Annotated in this window: 21 protein-coding genes; 10 read left to right on the forward strand and 11 right to left on the reverse strand. The window is 58.5% G+C overall.

All coding sequences use genetic code 11. The annotated features are described in order from the left end of the window. Window positions 1-101 precede the first annotated feature (101 nt). The 7 genes from CLV44_RS02245 to CLV44_RS02270 are packed head-to-tail and all read left to right on the forward strand — an operon-like array spanning window position 102 to window position 5,840. Window positions 102-776: a thermostable hemolysin gene (locus tag CLV44_RS02245; protein ID WP_170069240.1), complete on the forward strand. Its 675-nt coding sequence runs from the start codon at window positions 102-104 to the stop codon at window positions 774-776. Further along, window positions 754-2,172 carry an AMP-binding protein gene (locus CLV44_RS02250; RefSeq protein WP_170069241.1) on the forward strand — a complete coding sequence of 473 codons (1,419 nt, stop codon included), beginning with the start codon at window positions 754-756 and terminating at the stop codon, window positions 2,170-2,172. Before CLV44_RS02245 ends, CLV44_RS02250 begins: the two co-directional genes overlap by 23 nt. A 13-nt stretch (window positions 2,173-2,185) precedes the next feature. After that, on the forward strand, window positions 2,186-2,836 hold the full coding sequence (locus CLV44_RS02255; protein WP_106590477.1) for an iron-containing redox enzyme family protein: 651 nt from the start codon (window positions 2,186-2,188) through the stop codon (window positions 2,834-2,836). A 9-nt stretch (window positions 2,837-2,845) separates the two neighbouring features. Next, window positions 2,846-3,667, forward strand: a complete 822-nt coding sequence (locus CLV44_RS02260) for an SDR family oxidoreductase (protein WP_106590478.1) — start codon at window positions 2,846-2,848, stop codon at window positions 3,665-3,667. Between the two features lie 2 nt (window positions 3,668-3,669). After that, window positions 3,670-3,795 carry a hypothetical protein gene (locus CLV44_RS17605; protein ID WP_281257803.1) on the forward strand — a complete coding sequence of 42 codons (126 nt, stop codon included), beginning with the start codon at window positions 3,670-3,672 and terminating at the stop codon, window positions 3,793-3,795. 15 nt (window positions 3,796-3,810) lie between these two features. Further along, window positions 3,811-4,476, forward strand: coding sequence for a response regulator (locus CLV44_RS02265; RefSeq protein ID WP_106590479.1), 666 nt, complete (start codon window positions 3,811-3,813; stop codon window positions 4,474-4,476). Next, window positions 4,473-5,840 (forward strand): ATP-binding protein, encoded by a 1,368-nt coding sequence (locus tag CLV44_RS02270; protein WP_106590480.1) that lies wholly within the window; start codon window positions 4,473-4,475, stop codon window positions 5,838-5,840. The genes CLV44_RS02265 and CLV44_RS02270 overlap by 4 nt, the downstream gene beginning before the upstream one ends. 4 nt (window positions 5,841-5,844) lie before the next feature. Here the strand turns inward: CLV44_RS02270 and CLV44_RS02275 are convergent, their stop codons facing one another. The 9 genes from CLV44_RS02275 to CLV44_RS02315 all read right to left on the reverse strand — a co-directional run bounded on the left by CLV44_RS02275 (window position 5,845) and on the right by CLV44_RS02315 (window position 14,061). After that, window positions 5,845-6,204, reverse strand: coding sequence for a MerR family transcriptional regulator (locus CLV44_RS02275; protein WP_106590481.1), 360 nt, complete (start codon window positions 6,202-6,204; stop codon window positions 5,845-5,847). Next, on the reverse strand, window positions 6,176-6,487 hold the full coding sequence (gene ihfA, locus CLV44_RS02280) for an integration host factor subunit alpha (protein ID WP_091821389.1): 312 nt from the start codon (window positions 6,485-6,487) through the stop codon (window positions 6,176-6,178). Before ihfA ends, CLV44_RS02275 begins: the two co-directional genes overlap by 29 nt. A 20-nt stretch (window positions 6,488-6,507) precedes the next feature. Further along, on the reverse strand, window positions 6,508-8,883 hold the full coding sequence (pheT, locus tag CLV44_RS02285; protein ID WP_106590482.1) for a phenylalanine--tRNA ligase subunit beta: 2,376 nt from the start codon (window positions 8,881-8,883) through the stop codon (window positions 6,508-6,510). A gap of 39 nt (window positions 8,884-8,922) precedes the next feature. Then, window positions 8,923-9,906: a phenylalanine--tRNA ligase subunit alpha gene (gene pheS, locus CLV44_RS02290; RefSeq protein WP_106590483.1), complete on the reverse strand. Its 984-nt coding sequence runs from the start codon at window positions 9,904-9,906 to the stop codon at window positions 8,923-8,925. 129 nt (window positions 9,907-10,035) lie between these two features. After that, window positions 10,036-10,392: a 50S ribosomal protein L20 gene (rplT, locus tag CLV44_RS02295; RefSeq protein ID WP_106590484.1), complete on the reverse strand. Its 357-nt coding sequence runs from the start codon at window positions 10,390-10,392 to the stop codon at window positions 10,036-10,038. Window positions 10,393-10,434: 42 nt separating this feature from the next. Beyond that, a complete protein-coding gene (rpmI, locus tag CLV44_RS02300; protein WP_010324607.1) occupies window positions 10,435-10,629 on the reverse strand; it encodes a 50S ribosomal protein L35 in 195 nt (64 codons plus the stop codon). A 103-nt stretch (window positions 10,630-10,732) separates the two neighbouring features. After that, window positions 10,733-11,296, reverse strand: coding sequence for a translation initiation factor IF-3 (infC, locus tag CLV44_RS02305; RefSeq protein WP_425436390.1), 564 nt, complete (start codon window positions 11,294-11,296; stop codon window positions 10,733-10,735). Beyond that, on the reverse strand, window positions 11,293-13,209 hold the full coding sequence (thrS, locus tag CLV44_RS02310; RefSeq protein ID WP_106590486.1) for a threonine--tRNA ligase: 1,917 nt from the start codon (window positions 13,207-13,209) through the stop codon (window positions 11,293-11,295). The genes infC and thrS overlap by 4 nt, the downstream gene beginning before the upstream one ends. Before the next feature lie 162 nt (window positions 13,210-13,371). Continuing rightward, window positions 13,372-14,061 carry a FadR/GntR family transcriptional regulator gene (locus CLV44_RS02315; RefSeq protein WP_106590487.1) on the reverse strand — a complete coding sequence of 230 codons (690 nt, stop codon included), beginning with the start codon at window positions 14,059-14,061 and terminating at the stop codon, window positions 13,372-13,374. A gap of 137 nt (window positions 14,062-14,198) precedes the next feature. Here CLV44_RS02315 and CLV44_RS02320 point away from each other — a divergent pair, with 137 nt between their 5' ends. From CLV44_RS02320 to CLV44_RS02330, 3 genes are read left to right on the forward strand one after another with little or no spacing between them, the layout of a single operon-like run. Beyond that, a complete protein-coding gene (locus tag CLV44_RS02320) occupies window positions 14,199-14,990 on the forward strand; it encodes a (Fe-S)-binding protein (protein WP_106590488.1) in 792 nt (263 codons plus the stop codon). A gap of 12 nt (window positions 14,991-15,002) precedes the next feature. Beyond that, window positions 15,003-16,418: a LutB/LldF family L-lactate oxidation iron-sulfur protein gene (locus CLV44_RS02325; protein WP_106590489.1), complete on the forward strand. Its 1,416-nt coding sequence runs from the start codon at window positions 15,003-15,005 to the stop codon at window positions 16,416-16,418. Continuing rightward, window positions 16,418-17,086 carry a LutC/YkgG family protein gene (locus CLV44_RS02330; RefSeq protein WP_106590490.1) on the forward strand — a complete coding sequence of 223 codons (669 nt, stop codon included), beginning with the start codon at window positions 16,418-16,420 and terminating at the stop codon, window positions 17,084-17,086. The genes CLV44_RS02325 and CLV44_RS02330 overlap by 1 nt, the downstream gene beginning before the upstream one ends. 64 nt (window positions 17,087-17,150) lie before the next feature. Here CLV44_RS02330 and astB read toward each other — a convergent pair whose 3' ends face one another. Together astB and astD are read right to left on the reverse strand one after the other, a co-directional pair. Continuing rightward, complete coding sequence (gene astB, locus CLV44_RS02335) at window positions 17,151-18,476, reverse strand: N-succinylarginine dihydrolase (RefSeq protein ID WP_106590491.1); 1,326 nt, start codon at window positions 18,474-18,476, stop codon at window positions 17,151-17,153. An 18-nt stretch (window positions 18,477-18,494) separates the two neighbouring features. Beyond that, window positions 18,495-19,964: a succinylglutamate-semialdehyde dehydrogenase gene (gene astD, locus CLV44_RS02340; protein ID WP_106590492.1), complete on the reverse strand. Its 1,470-nt coding sequence runs from the start codon at window positions 19,962-19,964 to the stop codon at window positions 18,495-18,497. Window position 19,965 lies beyond the last annotated feature (1 nt).

Consider the following 19,965-nt stretch of genomic DNA (forward strand, 5'->3'; position numbering starts at 1 on the left):
GAAAAATGGAAGCTTAGGGTATGCAGTTTTTTATTTTCATCCCTTAAGACTTCTTTAAGTTTTCAAGACCAGACTGTGTGGCTATGAAGAGGAGCCACGCCATGAGTCTTAATCCTCCACGGATCAGCCACCCGACCCACCTGAGTCTGCATCAGCAGGATTGTAGCGCACGCGCCGATATCGAAACCTTTATCCGCGCACGCTTCCAGGCCGTGCATGATGCCGATATACATGATTTTCTGCAGACACTGGTCAGTTACCGCAACACTCGCGGGGAGTTGCTCGCGGCGGCCGGCTTTCAGTTGGCCAGTGCAACCTCTCTGTTTCTGGAGGCCTATCTGGATGCACCGGTAGAACATTACCTTCCACAAGAGGCAACGCTTACACCGGCACGCAGCCAAATTGTTGAAGTCGGCAATCTGGCAACCCTGCGGCCGGGCCATGCCCGCCTTTTGATCATGACGCTGGCAGCCTGGTTCGACCGTCGTCAGCTGCAGTGGGCCGTACTGACCTTGACGCCCACGCTGATCAACAGTTTTCGTCGCCTGGGGCTGGCGTTACACCCCTTGGCACCGGCGCAACGTGAGCGGCTCCAGCACAGCGGCAGCGACTGGGGACACTACTACGATCAGAAGCCTCAGGTCGTTGCCGTCTCCATTGCGGCCAGCGCCGCCTGTCTGCGCCGTCAGGCGATGGTACGACCGCTGTTAACGGCCTGCGATGACATTCCCTTCACCCCAGCCGAGAATGCCCATGCCCTGCCACCTGTTTGCTGAACTGACACGCTTGGCACAGTGCCAGCCGGATGCGCCCGCACTGCGCGATGCTTATGGAACCCTGCACTGGGGCGAACTGCCCGCCGCCATCGACGCAATAGCACTGCGTTTGCGTGAGCATGGCGGTGAACGGTTTGCTCTGCTTGCCGACAACAGTCGCCATTGGGTACTGACCGATCTGGCGGCGCTGAAGCTGGGTCGAGTACTGGTGCCGATGCCCCTGTTCTTCTCTGACACTCAACGTGCCCACCTGCTTGAACGAGCCGGTATCGATACGTTGATCACCGGTGAACAGGACGAACTGCGCTTTCATCCGTTGAACAATCCGACTACCTGTCTGCAGGCGGGCACCGCCAAAATCACCTTCACCTCGGGTACCACCGGTGCGCCCAAAGGCGTTTGCCTGAGTGCCGAGCAGCAGCTGAACGTTGCATACACGCTGGCGGCACAATTGGCCCCGTTGGCCATCCGTCGACACCTGTGTCTGTTGCCGTTGGCCACGCTGCTGGAGAACATCGCCGGTGTCTACACCGCCCTGCTGATGGGTGCCTGCGTCGACGTGCCGTCGCTGCAGAGTCTGGGCTGGCAAGGCTCAAGCGGGCTCGACACCTCAAGCCTGCTCGATGCCCTGAACCGGCACCAGCCCGACTCGCTGATCACCCTGCCACAGGTGTTGTCCGCCCTGACCGGTGCGATTGAGCAAGGCGCTGCGCTACCCACGCTCAGGTTTATCGCCGTCGGTGGTGCCCGCGTAGGGGCCGATTTGATCCGCCGCGCACGGGCTGCAGGGTTACCTGCCTACGAAGGCTATGGTCTGTCTGAGTGCGCATCGGTGGTCAGCCTGAACACACCGGCACAGGACTGTATCGGCAGTGCCGGTATGCCACTGGCCCACAACACCCTGACCGTAAGTCCTTGCGGCGAGTTGCTGATTGCAGGCAACCGGATGTTGGGCTATCTCGGCGAGCCGCCGCTTGATGGCCCCTACCCAACCGGTGACCGTGTGCGTCTGAATGAACAAGGCTTTGTACATATCGAAGGCCGTGCGCGCAACGTCATCATCAACAGTTTCGGGCGCAATATCAGCCCTGAATGGGTGGAATCTGAGCTGCTGTCGCAGCCGGGCATCGAACAGGCCGTGCTGTTTGGTGAAGCCCGTGCGTTCAACATGGCCTTGATCCATGCGCCCACGCTGGATGATGCCGTCGTGCAGCACAGTATCAATCAAGTAAACGAGCGCCTGCCCGATTACGCCCGCGCCCTGCGCTGGGTGCGGATACCGCATGGCATGAGCAGTACCGAAGGGCTGTACACCTTGAATGGACGCCCGCGCCGTGACGCCATCAGTACTCGCTTTACCGACCTTATCGAATCCGTCTATCAACCCGACCATTAACAAGGATGCCGCCATGCCCTTCTACGACCGACTGCAACATGAAACCGCCGATGCACGCCAGTACCTGCTGGAGGCCCCCATTCTGGTAGCCTGCCAACGCGGCGAGATCAGCCATCAGCAGTACACCGCCTTTTTGACCCAAGCGTACCATCACGTCAAACACACCCTGCCCCTGCTGATGACCTGCGGCAGCCGCCTGCCAGAACGCCATGAATGGCTGCGCGAAGCGGTGGCAGAATATATCGAGGAAGAAACCGGGCATCAGGAGTGGATCCTCAACGATCTGGCAGCCTGCGATGTAGACAAGGAAGCCGTGCGCCGAGGACAACCGGCAGTCGCAACCGAGCTGATGGTGGCATACGCCTACGACCTGATCCAGCGCGTTAATCCGGTTGGCTTCTTTGGCATGGTTCAGGTCCTTGAAGGCACCAGTGTTGCGCTGGCCACACCGCTGGCACAGATCATTCAGAACCGGCTGGAACTGCCCGACAGCGCGTTCAGTTATCTGCGCTCCCATGGCTCGCTGGATCAGGATCACATCAAGTTCTTCGAGGGTTTGATGAACCGTATCAACAACCCCGACGAGCAGGCACTAATTATCCACAGCGCCCAGGTGTTCTACCGTCTTTACGCCGAGATCTTCCGCAGCCTGCCCGCGGCCTGAGAGGTGCTCATGCAATTTGACCGTCGACACATTCTTATCACCGGTGCCAGTGGCGGTATCGGCTCGGCACTGGCCCACGCACTCGCCGCCGAAAAAGCATCTTTGCTGCTGCATGGCCGAAATGCACAGGCGCTGACGGCACTGGCCGATGAATGCCGCCAACTTGGCGCAGGCAATGTCCAGACCTGCATCGCCGATCTGACCACAGCCGAGGGCCGGGGCGCACTGGTCAGCCACGTTCAGCGCGACTTTCTCCGTCTGGACACGCTGATCAATAACGCCGGGATCAGCCGCTTCCAGCTGTTTAATCAACAAACACCCGGGCAGATCGAACAACTGCTGGCCAGCAACATCAACGCGCCTGTTCTATTGACCCATGCACTGATCACATCATTACTGGAAACCCAAGGCGAGCCGCCGGTGATCCTCAATATCGGCTCTGCTTTCGGGGCCATCGGCTTCCCCGGCTACAGCACCTACTGCGCCAGCAAAGGAGCCTTGCGTCTGTTCACCGAGGCGCTGGCGCGCGAATACAGCGATACCGCGCTACGCGTGCAATATCTGGCGCCACGCGCCACCCGCACGAGAATCAACAGCGACCGCGCCAACGCCATGACTGCCGCCACCGGCAGCAGCATCGACAGCCCTGAGTGCGTGGCCCAAGCCGCGCTACAACTGCTGCGCTCGGGCCATGCCCAGGCCGCGATCGGCTGGCCCGAAAAATTGCTGGTCCGTCTCAATGGTCTGCGGCCCGAATTGATCAGCCGTGTGTTGCGCAAGCAGCTGGCCAAGATCAAGACCTTTGCCAACCAACCAGACACCGGAGCCTGACCATGAAAACTACCGTATTAGTACGTGCTGGCCTGCTGACCCTGACACTGGGTTGTGCCACTATTGGACACGCCGCCGCGCCGATGCCGGTCGCCGCGAAGAGATCCAGGCGCTGCTGCAACAACTGAAACAAGGATAGGTGAATGCGCATATTGATCGTCGAAGATGATCGTCTGCTCGGTGACGGCATCACCCGTGCCCTGACCAAGATGGGTGATAGTGCCGATTGGTTGACCACGGGCGAAGAAGCTTGGCATGCACTGCAGCTTGAGCATTTCGACTGCCTGGTTCTTGATCTGGGCCTGCCCGGCATGGACGGCCTCAGTTTGCTGCGTCAGCTGCGCAAGACTGGCAGCGCGCTGCCGGTGCTGATCCTGACCGCCCGTGATGCCATCGAAGACCGCATCGCTGGACTGGATGCCGGGGCTGACGACTACCTGCTCAAGCCCTTTGACTTGGCCGAACTACGGGCGCGCCTGCGTGCCGTCACCCGTCGCTACAAGGGCTACAGTGACACGCTGCTGGAATTGGGTGACATCAGCATCGACACCCAGTCACAGGGCGTCAGTTATCAGGGGCAACCGGTCAGCCTGTCACGACGTGAATACGGCCTGTTGCTGGCTTTGGCCGAAAACGCCGGCAAAGTGCTCAGCCGCAGTCGGCTGGAAGAATCTCTGTACGGCTGGGGTAACGAAGTCGAGAGCAATTCACTTGAGGTCCACGTTCATCACCTGCGCAAAAAGCTGAACAACTCGCTCATCCGCACCGTCCGTGGCGTTGGCTACATGATGGACAAACCCACACTATGACCTCCATCCGTCGCGCCCTCAGCATCAGCCTGCTCAGCATTGGCCTCGGCACGGGTTTGCTGACCGCTTCACTGGCATTCTTCGCCGCCACCGACGAAGCGGAAGAGCTGTTCGATGCACAAATGGCACAGATGGCTCGGCTGACCGGGCAGCTCGCCCCCGCAGGCAAGATTGATCACACTCAACTGTCCAACGACACCACTTGGGCACCGGCTCACCCCTATGAAAAGCAGTTGTCTTACCGAATCATCGATGCCGCAGGCAATGTGCTGATCGCCTCTCCGAGCTTCCCCGAACACATCGATGCCACGCCCGTCAGCGGCTACCGCAATCTTGACATGGACGGTATCCGCTGGCGTTTATTTACCCTGCCCGGGCCTGCAAACCAACGCTATATTCAGGTGGCACAGGACGATCATATCCGGCGTGAACTGGCGCTCAAAATCGCCCTGACCAACACCCTGCCCATTCTTGTCTTTCTGCCGTTGTTCGGGTTTACCATCTGGTGGCTGATCGGACGTAACTTGCTACCCCTGGTCACCATCAGCCGTGAAGTCACGACCCGCAGCTCAGATCATCTGGAACCGCTGGCGCTGCAGCAGATACCGGATGAGATTGATGGATTGGTCAGAGCACTCAACGCACTGCTCGCCCGCCTGCAACAGAGTTTCGAGCGCGAGCGCCGCTTTACTGCCGATGCGGCACATGAGTTGCGCACGCCGCTGGCAGCCTTGCAGATTCATTGCGAAAACCTGTATCAGGATCTCAACACTGGTGATAGCCGTACCAGTTGTGCACAGATGCTGACAGGGATCGCATGGATGAATCGGATGGTCGAACAGCTGCTGCAACTGAGCCGTCTTGACCCGCAAGCCAGCCTGCCCGAAACCGCACCGGTCAACCTCAACGAACTGTGCCGGGAACTGATCAGCGACCAGATCGGCTTTGCCATCGCCCGCCACATTGACTTGGGGCTCGATGCCCCCGAACAGTCTCTGTATGTACGGGGTAACGCTTTCTACCTGCGGTTGATGCTGCGCAATCTGATCGATAATGCCCTGCGTTATACACCGCCGAGCGGGGAAGTCACGCTGTTGCTGGAGTCGAGTGAGGAGGACGTTGCACTGAGCGTGGTTGACTCTGGCCCCGGCCTTGATGCCGAGCAGAAACAACGGGTATTTGAACGCTTCTATCGCCAGGGCGAGAACGGTACCGGCAGTGGATTGGGGCTTTCAATTGTCCGCCTGATTGCCGACTTGCACCAGGCCAGTATCACTCTGCTGGAACGCGACGATGACCAATCCGGGCTGGTAGCACGAGTTACATTTGGCAAGGATAATACAGCGCATAAACCGGTCATATGAACGATCACACTGATTTCAGCAACGTCCTTATCTCTTCCAGTTCGGTAATGGTCTGACGCAACAGCTGACGATAACGGGCGGCATCGTCACCGGCACTGTCACCGGCCAACCACTGACGCGCACCGGCAATGGTATAACCCTGTTCATGCAGCAGGCTACGAACCTGGCGTAACAGCAACAGGTCGTTATGTTGATAGTAGCGGCGATTGTTGCGTTTGACGGGCTTGATCTGCGCAAACTCCTGCTCCCAGTACCGCAGTACATGGGGTTTGAGCTGACACAGCTCGGCGGCTTCGCCGATGGTGAAATAGCGCTTGGAGGGAATGGGGCCCAGTTCAGACGCTGTCTGGCTGGTTTCCGGCATGAATCTCCACACGCTCCTTGAGTTTCTGCCCGGGCCGGAAGGTCACGACGCGGCGGGCGGAGATAGGGACCTCCTCCCCGGTTTTGGGATTTCGACCCGGACGCTCACGCTTGTCACGCAGGTCGAAATTGCCGAAACCGGAGAGTTTCACTTGCTCGTTGTGGGCCAGACTGGTGCGGATTTCATCAAAGAAGGAATCCACCATATCCTTGGCTTCACGCTTGTTCAGGCCCAGCTCTTCATAAAGGCGTTCAGCCATGTCAGCTTTGGTCAACGAGCTCATGTCGGTCACCCTGTCTGTGTTTACTCTCGTAACGTTGCACCACAACGCTCGCGGAGTGCAGATACAACGGCACTCACGGCACTGTTGATCTCATCTTCATTAAGAGTGCGCGATGGGTGCTGCCAGGTCAAGCCCAGCGCCAGACTTTTTCGTCCCGGTTCAATGCCTTGGCCCTGGTAAACGTCAAACAGAGTAACCTGTTTGAGGAATTCGCCAGCGGTCTCGGCAACAACCGAACGGATATCATCGAATGCAGTTGCCTGGTCAGCAACCACCGCCAGATCCCGACGTGACTCAGGGAACTTGGACAGTGAACTGAAGCGCGGCAGCTTGCCACCGGTCACGGCATCCAGTGTCACCTCGAACAGGTAAACCGGGCCGTTCAGGTCCAGCTGTTTCACCAGCGACGGGTGCAGTGCGCCGATGTACCCGACGGTTTCACCATTACGCTCGATGCGAGCGGTCTGGCCCGGATGCAGCGCTACATGACGACCAACCGCGAAGCTGAACTGCGCACCACAGCCGCCCAGTGCCAGCAGGGATTCCAGATCGCCCTTGGCATCAAAGAAATCGACCTTGTCATTGCCGGCAGACCAGCCTTCAGCATCACGACCACCGGCGATGATACCCGCGATGACATTTTCCTGAATCAGTTCGTCAGCGGTCGGCACAAAGCGCTGACCGGTTTCGAACAGACGTACACGGCTCTGCTGACGGTGCTGGTTGTACTGCAGCGCCTTGGCCAGGCCAGGCCACAGTGTTGTCCGCATCACCGCCATCTCGGCCGAGATCGGATTGGCCAGTGCAATTGCGTCATGCTGGTCATCAAACGACTTCTGCAGCTCGGCTTCGATGAAGCTGTAGGTGATCGCTTCCTGATAGCCACGGGCTACCAGATGACGGCGCAGTGACTGCAGGGTCAAACGCGCTTCAGCAATCGGCGGGATCGGCAGCTTGGCGGTCGGGGTGTGGACCGGCAGGTTGTTGTAGCCATATACGCGGGCGATCTCTTCGATCAGATCCACTTCGATGCTGATGTCGAAACGGTAGCTCGGTACTGTTACCTGCCAACCCGCCTCAACTGCATCCAGCTGCATACCCAAACGGGTCAGAATCTCTTCGATCTCGGCTGCCGGAATCTCCAGCGCCAGTACCGCGGTAACCTTGGCGTGACGCAGCAGAACCTGCTGTACGGCAGGTAGCTCGGCTGCGTTGACGGCCTCGATCACCGGACCGGCTTCACCGCCGACAATATCCAACAGCAACGCTGTGGCGCGCTCGATCGCCTTGCGCTGCAACTGCCAGTCGACACCACGCTCGAAGCGGTGTGACGAATCGGTGTGCAACCCGTAGTTACGTGCACGACCAGCAATCGCCAGCGGATTAAAGAAGGCACTTTCAAGGAAGATATCACGGGTTGCAGTGGTCACCGACGTCGGCTCGCCACCCATGATACCGGCCATGGCCACCGCGCCTTTGGCGTCGGCAATCACCAGCGTATCGGCATTGAGCTCGACCTCTTGACCGTCAAGCAACACCAGCTTTTCGCCCTGCTCGGCCAGACGTACACGAATGCCGCTGTCGAGTTTGCTCAAGTCGAAGGCATGCATCGGCTGACCCAGTTCGAGCAGCACGTAGTTGGTGACATCAACCACCGGATCAATGCTGCGCACACCCGAGCGGCGCAGTTTTTCCTGCATCCACTGCGGCGTCGCCACTCCCGGATTGATGTTGCGAATCACACGGCCCAGGTAACGCGGGCAGGCGTGGGCATCGACCAGTTCAACATCGAAACGATCATCAATGACCGGCGCTATCGCCGGTGCGTCGACCTCGGCCACGGCCGCCTTGTTCAGCACGCCCACTTCACGAGCCATACCGGCAATGCTCAAGCAGTCGCCACGGTTCGGCGTCAGGTCGACATCAATGATCTTGTCGTCCAGGTTGAGGAAGTCACGGATATCCGTGCCCACCGGCGCACCGGCCGCCAGCTCCATAATGCCGCCATGATCTTCAGACAGACCCAGCTCATCTTCGGCGCACAGCATGCCGAAGGACTCGACCTGACGCAGCTTGGCTTTCTTGATCTTGAAGTTGCCCGGCAATACGGCACCCACACGGGCAAACGCGGTTTTCAGACCGGCACGGGCGTTGGGCGCACCGCACACGACCTGAATCGTCTGTTCACCGTCATTGACCTGACAGACCTGCAACTTGTCGGCATTGGGATGCTGCTCGGCACTCAGAATCTCGCCGATTACGACACCGGTAAAGTCGCCGGCAACGCCTTCCACATCATCTACTTCGAGGCCGGACAGGCTCAACTGGTCAGCCAGCGCCTGCGTTCCGATCTGCGGCTGAACCAGCTCGCGTAACCACTGTTCACTGAATTTCATGCTGCTTTCCTGAAAAATCTGTTTGTTTGCGTTAACGACTTACTTGAACTGGCCAAGGAAGCGCAGGTCGTTTTCGAAGAACAGACGCAGGTCGTCTACGCCGTAGCGGAGCATCGCCAGACGCTCAACGCCCATGCCGAACGCAAAACCGGTATATTCTTCCGGGTCAATGCCGGAGCATTCGAAGACTTTCGGGTGCACCATGCCGCAACCCAGCACTTCAAGCCACTTGCCATCGCCACGGTCGATATCGACCTCGATGGAGGGCTCGGTAAACGGGAAGTAAGACGGGCGGAAACGAACCTTCACGTCCTCTTCAAAGAACTCACGCAGGAACTGCTCCAGCGTGCCCTTGAGGTCGGCAAAGGTAATGTTGCGGTCAACCAGCAGACCTTCCACCTGGTGGAACATCGGCGAGTGCGTCTGGTCGTAATCGCAGCGGTAAACACGACCCGGGCAGATAATGCGGATCGGCGGTTCTTGAGACTCCATGGTACGCACCTGCACCGGTGAGGTGTGGGTACGCAGCAGGCGGTGGGCATCGAAGTAGAAGGTATCATGCATCGCCCGCGCCGGATGGTGAGCCGGAATGTTCAGCGCTTCAAAATTATGATAATCGTCTTCAATCTCGGGACCCTCGGCAACACTGTAGCCGATGCTGCCAAAGAACGCTTCGATGCGCTCCAGAGTACGGGTAACCGGGTGCAGACCGCCCACCGGCTGGCCACGACCGGGCAAGCTGACGTCAACGGTTTCGGCCGCCAGCTTGGCTTCCAGTGCCGCCGATTCCAGCGCGTCACGACGGGTATTGATATCCGTCTGCAGTGCAGCCTTGGCTTCGTTAATGAGCGCACCCGCTGCCGGACGTTCGTCGGCAGACAGCTTGCCCAGGCCTTTCAGCAGCTGGGTCAATTCACCTTTTTTACCCAGATACTGCACTCGGATTTCGTCCAGTGCAGGCAGCGTATCAGTATCAGCAACAGCCTGTTTGCCTTGTGCCAACAGGGTCTCAAGATTTTCCATTTCCGGCTCCAGACAAAAACAGGGGAAGAGTTTGCACCCTTCCCCTGTTTGATTCGATCATGTGTGGATGCCATCACGATTCGCCTTAGCAAAGCCCTGACGCCATCCATCCCTCACCAATCGGCGGGGTTACGCCAGTGCAGCTTTAGCTTTCTCGACAACCGCAGTAAAGGCAGCCTGCTCGTATACAGCCAGGTCAGCCAGGACTTTACGGTCGATTTCGATTTCGGCTTTCTTCAGACCAGCGATAAAGCGGCTGTAGGACAGACCGTTGATACGTGCAGCAGCGTTGATACGTGCAATCCACAGTGCGCGGAACTGACGCTTACGCTGACGACGGTCACGGTACGCATACTGACCAGCTTTGATAACAGCCTGTTTGGCTACACGGAATACACGGCTACGAGCACCGTAGTAACCTTTGGCCAGTTTCAGGATTTTCTTGTGACGGGCGCGAGCCTGAACACCACGTTTTACGCGAGGCATAGCATTTCCTTCTTAATAAAAACGAATAATGACCGAAAAAACTCAGAGATAAGGCAGCATACGCTTGACCAGAGCCTGGTCAGCAGCGTGAACCTGCAGCATCGGGCGCAGCTGACGCTTACGCTTGGTTGTTTTCTTGGTCAGAATGTGGCTTTTGAAGGCTTGCTTGTGCTTCACGCCATTAGCAGTTTTCTTGAAACGCTTTGCCGCACCGCGGACAGTTTTAATCTTAGGCATTAACTTTCTCCACGCATTCGTTTGTTAATCAGCCACTCCTGACAAACAACAAAACCCGGCGCCTGACTCACAGGGAGTGGCGTCGGGCCGTGCAGTCGGGTGACTATTTCTTTTTCGGAGCGATGACCATGATCATCTGACGGCCTTCCATTTTCGGACGCTGTTCTACAGTGCCCAGCTCAACGAGATCTTTCTCGATGCGCTGCATCAACTGCATGCCCAGCTCCTGGTGAGCCATCTCACGACCGCGGAACCTCAGGGTTACCTTGGCCTTGTCTCCACTTTCAAGGAAACGTATCAGGTTGCGTAGTTTTACCTGATAATCCCCTTCTTCCGTACCCGGACGGAATTTCACTTCCTTGACCTGCATTTGAGACTGCTTTTTCTTCGCCTCATTTGCTTTTTTCTTCAGCTCGTACTGATGCTTACCATAGTCCATGATCTTGCAGACAATGGGATCAGAATCAGAAATCTGAACCAGGTCAAGTTCGGCTGCCTGAGCATGCTCAAGAGCCTCTGCAATCTGAACAACGCCAACCTGACTACCATCCGCGGCGATAAGACGACATTCGGTCGCACGGATGTTTTCATTGATCGGCGGTAGTGGCGCACGGCCACCACGTCTGTTATCACGCCTGATAGCTATATCTCCTGACGATTTTATTATGCCTGACGGCCCTTGCGCTCAGTTTCCTGAACAAGCAGTTCCAGCAGCGCATCGACGGTCATCGTACCCAAGTCTTCACCGGAGCGCGTACGCACTGCAACGGTTCCAGACTCGACTTCTTTATCACCGACTACCAATAGGTAAGGTACTTTCTGTAGAGTACGCTCACGAATTTTAAAGCCGATCTTCTCGTTTCTCAAGTCCGCAAACGCTCTAAGACCTGTTTTTTCCAACTTTTCTGCCAGATCCGTGCAATACGCGGCCTGATTATCGGTGATATTCATCACGACAGCCTGCACCGGTGCCAGCCAAACCGGCAATGCACCTGCATAGTGCTCGATCAGTATACCGATAAAACGCTCAAAAGATCCCAAAATCGCACGATGTAGCATAACCGGTGTTTCACGGTCGCCCTGTTCGTTAACGAACTGGGCACCCAAACGGCCCGGCATGGAGAAATCTACCTGGATCGTACCGCACTGCCAGACACGGCCCAGGCAGTCACGCAGGGAGAATTCGATCTTGGGTCCGTAGAACGCACCTTCGCCCGGCAGCTCATCCCAATCCAGTTCGGCCGTGTTCAATGCATCAGCCAATGCCTTCTCGGCCTTGTCCCAGCTTTCGTCGGAACCGACACGCTCTTCCGGACGGGTCGACAGCTTGTAGATGATGTCGCTGAAACCGAAGTCGGCATAGACTTCATGCAGGAAGTCGATGAAGGACGCCACTTCGGTCTGGATCGAATTTTCGGCACAGAAGATGTGTGCATCATCCTGTACAAACCCACGTACACGCATGATGCCATGCAGTGCGCCGGACGGCTCGTTACGGTGGCAGGAACCGAACTCGGCCAAGCGTAGCGGCAAGTCACGATAAGAGCGCAAACCCTGATTGAACACCTGCACGTGACACGGGCAGTTCATCGGCTTGATGGCGAAGTCGCGGCTTTCGGAGTGGGTGGTGAACATCTGCTCCTGGAACTTGCCCCAGTGGCCGGATTTTTCCCACAGCGTACGTTCGACGACCTGCGGAGTCTTGATCTCCTGATAGCCGTGGCGGCGCTGCTTGGTGCGCATGTACTGTTCGATCTGCTGATACAGGGTCCAGCCATGCGGATGCCAGAACACCATGCCCGGCGCTTCTTCCTGCATATGGAACAGGTTCAGCTGCTTGCCCAGCTTGCGGTGGTCACGCTTCTCGGCTTCTTCCAGACGGTGCAGATACGCCTTGAGCGCCTTCTTGTCACTCCAGGCCGTGCCATAGACACGCTGCAGCATTTCGTTCTTGGCATCACCCCGCCAGAATGCACCGGCCACCTTCATCAGTTTGAAGGCTTTGATGTGTCCTGTAGACGGCACGTGCGGGCCACGGCACAGATCGATGAATTCACCCTGTTTGTAGAACGACAGCGGCTCGTCACCCGGAATGGATTCGATGATCTCGACTTTGTACTTCTCGCCCATCTGCTCGAACATCTTGACCGCATCGCTGCGTTCCATGATGGAGCGGGACACCGGCAGGTTCTCTTTCACCAGCTGGTTCATGCGCGCTTCGATTTTTTCCAGATCATCCGGGGTAAACGGACGCTCATAGGCGAAATCGTAATAGAAGCCATCGGTAATGGTCGGGCCAATCGTGACCTGAGCGCCTGGAAACAGCTCCTGCACGGCCATCGCCATCATGTGGGCACAGGAGTGACGAATCACTTCCAGACCGTCATCGTCACGCGCGGTTACGATGGCAAGATCCACATCTTCTTCGATCAGGTAGCTGGTATCGACCAGTTCACCATTGACCTTGCCGGCCAGTGCGGCCTTGGCCAGGCCAGTACCGATATCGGCAGCGACATCGTGAACGGTGACGGGATGATTAAAGGTGCGAGTACTCGCATCCGGCAGGGTAATAACGGGCATATTCAGGTCCTTGGCTGGCAAGTGTCACCCCTACGACAGGTCACACCGCTCTACGGTTGATTCTGAAGCTTATGGCTGCGACCGGTACGATGGGTCGGCCTCGCTCAGAGCTGCGATTATAACGACACATACCGCAAAGCGCGATGGGCGCAACTGCCCTTATTAGCGACACTGCTTGAGCAGGTCATAGGTGTACAGGATATGCGCGCGAGCCCGTTCACGGGCCGCATCGGCGTCGCGTGCCTGCAACGCACGGTGAATGCCGTCATGCTGTCGAGCGATACCATCCGGGTAACGGCCAAAACGACCCAACGTTCGCGACAGCACGCTGTAGATAGCATTGAAGTAACGGTTGTAGAACAGCTGGCTGAATGAACAGAGTAGCAGGTGATGGCTGGATTCAGCGATCAGCATATGAAATTGCAGGTCTGCCTTGGCTTTCTCCAGAGTGTTATCGCCATGGGATGCCGAGGATCGGTTGCGCGCGCACATCTGCTCATACTCCTGTGCCAGCCGTGCCAATTCGGCATCACTGGCACGCTGAGCGGCAAACCAGGCCGCCTCGCCTTCCAGTACGGCCCGTGCTTCAAGAATCTGCAGCTGAAAATCGATATCATCGCCGCGCCCTTCCAGCGGCAACTGCAGATGCTGTTCCAGCAGATTGCTGCAGCGGCTGCGCCCACCCTGGCGGGTATCGATCATGCCGGTGGCGCGCAGCCCTGCCAAGGCCTCACGCACACTGCCACGCGAGGCATGATAACGCTGCATGAGCGTACGCTCCGAAGGTACTGGCTGACCGGGTACCCAGTCGCCATCGAGCAGTAACCGCTCCAATTCTGCTTGCAGATTCACGACACGACCTGCCTATTGTCATCAATTTGGTAAGACCAGTTGGCAGTATAGCATTCACGCCCTCGGTCTCATCGCCTATCTTGAAGGGACAATTGCCACGATACACGCACCGATAATAAGCAGAGGCTGCAGACACCATGCCCGATACCCACACTCCGCCGATCAAGGTCGGCCTGTTCGTGACCTGCCTGGCTGACATGTTCAGACCTGAGGTCGCTTTCGCCACCGTCAAACTGCTGGAACAGGCGGGCTGTGAAGTTGACGTACCCAGCGCCCAAACCTGCTGCGGCCAGCCGGCGTTCAACTCCGGCGACAATCACAACAGCCGCATGATCGCCCGCCAAACCATCGCAGCCTTCGACGGCTATCGGTATGTGGTCGGCCCCTCCGGCTCCTGTATCGGCATGCTGCATCATTATCCCGAACTGTTCGATGACGGTGATCCCTGGAAAGCCCGCGCCGAAGAACTCAAGGCCCGCGCATTCGAGATCACCTCATTCCTGGTGGACGAGCTGAACTTCAGCGGCATCCACAGCACCTTTACCGGCAAGATTACCTATCACGACTCCTGTTCCGGACTGCGCGAGCTGGGCATCAAGCAGCAGCCTCGCCAACTGCTCAGTGAAGTCGAGGGTGTCACCCTCAGCGAGATGCAGGAAGCGGAAACCTGCTGCGGCTTCGGTGGTACCTTCTGCGTCAAGTATCCGGAAATCTCCAACCGCATGGTCAGCAACAAGACCGGCTTTGCGGCCGACAGCGGTGCCGAAATGCTGGTCGGTGGCGACCTTGGCTGTCTGCTCAATATGGCAGGCAAACTCAAGCGTGAAGGCCGCGAGATGCAGGTCCGTCATGTGGTCGAGTTGCTGGCCGACATGACCCAATCCCCCGCGATCGGCGATGCCGATTACGACCTTGGCCAAGAACTCTGAGCGGAGCACGACATGCAGATCAAAAGCCCCGAATTCAAACAAAGTGCCCGTATCGCACTGCAGGATGTCAATCTGCAGAAAGCTCTGGGCAACCTCAAGGCCGGTTTCCCCGGCAAACGCGCTTCCGCCGTTGCCCGCATGCCGGAGTTCGATCAGCTGCGTGACCAGGCCCGCGACCTGAAGAATCATATTCTGGAACATCTGGATCTGTATCTGGACGAGTTCGAGGCGCGCGTGGTCGAGAATGGCGGCCAGGTGCATTGGTGCCGTACCGCCGACGATGCACGCCAGACCATCCTCCAGCTCTGCCGCGAACAGGACGCCAAAACCGTCACCAAAGGCAAATCGATGGTGACCGAGGAGATCAACCTCAACGAGTATCTGGAGGAAAACGGCATTCGCCCGGTGGAAACCGATTTGGGTGAATACATCCTGCAGCTGCGCGGCGACCATCCAAGCCACATTATCGCACCGGCCATTCACCTCAACCTGGAAGATGTGTCCGAGACTTTCCACCAGCATCACCACCGACCCAAATCGGATGATCCGGCCGTGTTGATGGCCGAAGCCCGCGAAATGCTGCGCAAGGAGTTCGTGGCCGCCGATGTCGGCATCACCGGTGCCAACTTCCTGATTGCTGAAACCGGCTCCACCATGATCGTAACCAATGAGGGTAACGGCGACCTGACCCAGACACTGCCGAAAACTCACATTGTGGTGTCATCGATCGAGAAGGTCGTCCCTACACTGGAAGACGCGAGTCTGTTCCTGCGCCTGCTGGCCCGCTCCGCCACGGGACAGGAGTTCACTGTCTATAACACCCTCTCCTCCGGCAACCGCCGCCCTGATGATCAGGACGGCCCGGAAAATTTCCACGTCGTGCTGGTGGATAACGGCCGTAGCGACATGGTCGGCACCCAGTTGCAGGATATGCTGCGCTGTATCCGCTGTTCCGCCTGCATGAACCACTGTCCCGTCTACGGGGCCGTAGGCGGCCACAGTTACGGCTGGGTCTACCCCGGTCCGATGGGCTCGGTACTGACACCGCAAATGATCGGTATCGAAAAGGCGGGACTGCTGCCCAACGCCTCCACGTTCTGTGGCAAGTGCGAAGAGGTTTGTCCGGTCCGCATCCCGCTACCCAAACTGATGCGTCACTGGCGTGAAAAGGAGTTCGAGAAACACCTGAGCCCGAAAGCGGTGCGCTGGGGACTGGGCAGCTGGGCCTTTTTCGCCACCCGCCCCACGCTCTACCGCATGTTCACTGCCGGCGCGTCCCGGTTCATGCGTATCCTCGGGGGCAAGAAAGGCACCATCAAGAAACTGCCGCTGGCCGCAGGCTGGACCGACCACCGCGATATGCCGACGCCGACCGGCAAGACCTTCATGCAGCAGTGGCAAGCGCGCCAGCAACAGGAGAAACGCTAATGAACAGCCGTGCCGACATTTTTGCCAATATCCGCCGTGGCCTGCGCCGCAGCCAGCCGACCGAAGCGCAACAGGAAGCGGTTCGCCAGCGCCTGCAGCAACATCCGCGCAACCTGATCCCGTCGCGCAGCCAGCACGAGCACGAAGCCCTGGTAGAACTGTTCGTGCGCATGGCGCAGGAGGCATCTGCGGAGGTGGTTGAACTGGACGCCCTGGAGCTGCTGCCGGAGGCCGTTGCCAAAAACCTGGAAGAGAAAGGTCAGAACGAGCTGATCATGGCATCCGATGCAGCACTCACCAGCCTCGGCTGGGCCGCAGTGCATGAACGCATCGAATGCCATCAACGCGCAGGACAGGTCGGTGATGAGGCCAGCCTGACAATGGCGCTCGCCGGTATCGCCGAAACCGGAACCCTGATGCTGTATTCGCGCCCGGACAGCCCGACCACACTGAACTTCCTGCCCGACACTCACCTGGTCGTCCTGCGCAAGCAGGATATTGTCGGCCCCTACGAAGATGCCTGGGACCGCCTGAGAACGCTGTCACCCGGCCGTTTGCCGCGCACCGTGAACCTGATCACCGGGCCTTCACGCAGTGCCGATATCGAGCAGAAGCTGCAGATGGGAGCCCATGGGCCGCGGCAGCTGGTAATTTTTCTGCTCCCCTGAGAACAGAAACCCCAAACAAAAACAGACGCTCTCGGGCGTCTGTTTCGTATCGACAGGCGGTACATCAGCACTGAAAGGGATACACCGAACCCAGCTGCAGAATACGGCTCAGCTCATCCAGTGCGGTAAAGGACTCATCCATCAACTGAGGGTCGGCGAGATCCGCCGGCAGCAGTCGATCACGGTAGTGACACCGAACCCAGTCCACCAGCCGTGGATACAGGGTATCGCTCATCCGTGTGCCCTGATTGAAGGCCACCTGCTCATCCGCATTCATCACCACCCGTAAACGCAGGCAGGCAGGACCGCCCCCGTTATGCATGCTCTGGCGCAGATCAAATACCTGCACCGCATCAATGATCGGTGAATGCGACACCAGCGACTGCAGATACTGCCATACCGGTGCCACCTGCTCGCATTCGGCTGGCACAACCAGCAGAGTACGCCCATCCGGCACACGCAGCAGCTGGCTGTTAAACAGATAGCTGCGCACCGCATCGGCCAGGGCCACCTCGTTTTCCGCCACCTGAATCAGCTGCAGACGACCATCAAGACGGGCATCCAGGTCAGCCAATACCTGTGACTGGTTGAAGAAGGCACGCTCGTGGCAGAACAGCGTATCCAGATTGCCGACTGCAATCACATCATTGTGGAACACGCCCTGATCAATCGCATCAGGATGCTGTTGAGCAAACACCACCCGGTCCGGATCCAGCCGGTGCTGACGCGCAACGGCTCGGGAGGCTTCCAGCGCCTGCCGACCCGGATAGCGGCTCGGCTCAGGCCCAGGGCCACCACTGCCATAAGCAAAGAGCGCCACACCGGGCTCTCCGTAGCTGTGTCCCAGGCGAGTGTGGTTGGCGGCCCCCTCATCGCCCAGTGTCGCTACCGCAGGTAACGCCGGATGATGCACGAAGTGGCGGCTGTCATTGAACGTTGCCTGCAGAATACGAGCGGTATGCTCGGTTTCCAGTGCGCGATGCAGCTGGCTTGCCAGGTTGGCCGGGGTGAAGTGGATGCGCCGGTCGGCCGCATCGGCGCTGGGTGTAACCGTCGCCGCATTGGCCACCCACATGCTGGAGGCCGAACAGCAGGCGGCCAGCAGGCGTGGTGACGCCTTGGCCGCTGCCGTAACCACCTCGGCATCGCTACCGACAAATCCCAGGCACCGCAGGGTTTTCAGATCCGGTCGCGCCAAGGGCGCCAAGACCCCCTGCACCAGACCCAGATCATGCAGGGCCTTCATTTTGGCCAGTCCCTGCAAGGCTGCTTCGCGTGGGTTGGAGGCCTGAGCCTGGTGGCTTTGCGAGGCCAGATTGCCCACCGCCAGACCCGCATAATTGTGGGTCGGACCGACCAGACCATCAAAGTTCGCTTCGGTTGCCAGCATCAGAACCTCCTGCAGTGGTTATTTCAATGTCAGGCCCGGTGACAGGGCCTGCGGCAGCGCCAGCCGATCCGCTTCGATACCCGCTACCGGGTAAGAGCAGTAATCTGCCGCGTAATAGGCACTTGCGCGGTGATTGCCACTGGCACCGATGCCACCGAAAGGTGCGGCGCTGGATGCACCGGTCAGCTGCTTGTTCCAGTTTACAATACCGGCACGAATGCGATCGTAGAAATAGTTGAACTGCGTCTCGGAGTCGCTGAACAAGCCGGCCGACAGACCGAATTGGGTATTGTTGGCCTCGGCGATGGCAGCATCAAAATCGGCCACACGGATCACCTGCAGCAACGGGCCGAAGATCTCTTCGTCCTCACGATCCGCAACCGCAGTCACGTCGATCAGTCCCGGAGAGATCAGGCCGGTACCCGGCTTGAGCTTCTCGCTGCGTACCAGCGAGGTTGCACCCTGCGCCAGCAGTGCATCCTGAGCGTTCAGCACGCCATCAGCGGCAGCCTCGGAAATCAGACTGCCCATGAACGGTGCCGGTTCGGCGAAGGCATCCCCGACCTGAATGGCACGCACGGCCTCCGCCAGAGCCTCCAGGAAGCGGTCGCCCCACTCACCCTGGGGCACAATCAGGCGACGGGCACAGGTGCAACGCTGACCGGCCGTGATGTAGGAAGACTGGAGGGTTTCATGCACGGCAGCACGCAGATCACTCACTTCATCGACGATCAGCGGGTTGTTGCCGCCCATCTCCAGCGCCAGGATCTTGCCCGGATGACCGGCGAACTGCTGATGCAGGATGTGGCCGGTGTTGGAACTGCCGGTAAAGAACAGACCGTCGATATCCGCATGGGAAGCCAGCGCGATGCCGGTCTCTTTTTCACCCTGCACCAGGTTGAGCACACCGGCGGGCAAACCTGCTTCCAGCCAGAGTTTCACCATCTCGCCGGCCACGGCGGGGGTCAGTTCGCTGGGCTTGAGGACCACGGTGTTACCGGCAATCAGAGCCGGCACGATGTGGCCGTTGGGCAGGTGACCCGGGAAATTGTACGGACCAAAGACCGCCACCACGCCGTGAGGCTTGTGACGCAGCACCGCCCGAGCACCGGCCATGTCGCTTTCACGCTCACCGGTACGCTCGTTGTACGCCTTGACCGAAATTTCGACCTTGCCGATCATCGCGCCCACTTCGGTACGCGCTTCCCACAACGGCTTGCCGGTTTCGCTGGCGATGGCTACCGCCAGCGCTTCCTTGTTCTCGCCCAGCAGCTCGGCAAAACGACGCGCGATGGCCACGCGCGCCTCAAAACCGGTCAGCGCCCAGTCAGTTGCAGCCGCACGTGCTGCCTTGACCGCCGCGTCCACCTGCTCTGTCGAGGCCGCCAAACCCTGCCAATACACGTCGCCATTGGCCGGGTTCAACGAGGTAAAGTCACGCCCCTGTCCGTCCAGCCAAGCGCCATTGATCATTACGGATGCAGTCATG

The sequence above is a fragment of the Marinobacterium halophilum genome (genome assembly GCF_003014615.1).
Lineage (GTDB): Bacteria > Pseudomonadota > Gammaproteobacteria > Pseudomonadales > Balneatricaceae > Marinobacterium > Marinobacterium halophilum.

What these genes read in the sequence shown, in the direction of transcription:
- CLV44_RS02245 (WP_170069240.1), top strand. Translation starts at nt 102, where the DNA reads ATGAGTCTTAATCCTCCACGGATCAGCCACCCGACCCACCTGAGTCTG.
- CLV44_RS02250 (WP_170069241.1), top strand. Translation starts at nt 754, where the DNA reads ATGCCCTGCCACCTGTTTGCTGAACTGACACGCTTGGCACAGTGCCAG.
- CLV44_RS02255 (WP_106590477.1), top strand. Translation starts at nt 2,186, where the DNA reads ATGCCCTTCTACGACCGACTGCAACATGAAACCGCCGATGCACGCCAG.
- CLV44_RS02260 (WP_106590478.1), top strand. Translation starts at nt 2,846, where the DNA reads ATGCAATTTGACCGTCGACACATTCTTATCACCGGTGCCAGTGGCGGT.
- CLV44_RS17605 (WP_281257803.1), top strand. Translation starts at nt 3,670, where the DNA reads ATGAAAACTACCGTATTAGTACGTGCTGGCCTGCTGACCCTGACACTG.
- CLV44_RS02265 (WP_106590479.1), top strand. Translation starts at nt 3,811, where the DNA reads ATGCGCATATTGATCGTCGAAGATGATCGTCTGCTCGGTGACGGCATC.
- CLV44_RS02270 (WP_106590480.1), top strand. Translation starts at nt 4,473, where the DNA reads ATGACCTCCATCCGTCGCGCCCTCAGCATCAGCCTGCTCAGCATTGGC.
- CLV44_RS02275 (WP_106590481.1), bottom strand. Translation starts at nt 6,204, where the DNA reads ATGCCGGAAACCAGCCAGACAGCGTCTGAACTGGGCCCCATTCCCTCC.
- ihfA (WP_091821389.1), bottom strand. Translation starts at nt 6,487, where the DNA reads ATGAGCTCGTTGACCAAAGCTGACATGGCTGAACGCCTTTATGAAGAG.
- pheT (WP_106590482.1), bottom strand. Translation starts at nt 8,883, where the DNA reads ATGAAATTCAGTGAACAGTGGTTACGCGAGCTGGTTCAGCCGCAGATC.
- pheS (WP_106590483.1), bottom strand. Translation starts at nt 9,906, where the DNA reads ATGGAAAATCTTGAGACCCTGTTGGCACAAGGCAAACAGGCTGTTGCT.
- rplT (WP_106590484.1), bottom strand. Translation starts at nt 10,392, where the DNA reads ATGCCTCGCGTAAAACGTGGTGTTCAGGCTCGCGCCCGTCACAAGAAA.
- rpmI (WP_010324607.1), bottom strand. Translation starts at nt 10,629, where the DNA reads ATGCCTAAGATTAAAACTGTCCGCGGTGCGGCAAAGCGTTTCAAGAAA.
- thrS (WP_106590486.1), bottom strand. Translation starts at nt 13,209, where the DNA reads ATGCCCGTTATTACCCTGCCGGATGCGAGTACTCGCACCTTTAATCAT.
- CLV44_RS02320 (WP_106590488.1), top strand. Translation starts at nt 14,199, where the DNA reads ATGCCCGATACCCACACTCCGCCGATCAAGGTCGGCCTGTTCGTGACC.
- CLV44_RS02325 (WP_106590489.1), top strand. Translation starts at nt 15,003, where the DNA reads ATGCAGATCAAAAGCCCCGAATTCAAACAAAGTGCCCGTATCGCACTG.
- CLV44_RS02330 (WP_106590490.1), top strand. Translation starts at nt 16,418, where the DNA reads ATGAACAGCCGTGCCGACATTTTTGCCAATATCCGCCGTGGCCTGCGC.
- astB (WP_106590491.1), bottom strand. Translation starts at nt 18,476, where the DNA reads ATGCTGGCAACCGAAGCGAACTTTGATGGTCTGGTCGGTCCGACCCAC.
- astD (WP_106590492.1), bottom strand. Translation starts at nt 19,964, where the DNA reads ATGACTGCATCCGTAATGATCAATGGCGCTTGGCTGGACGGACAGGGG.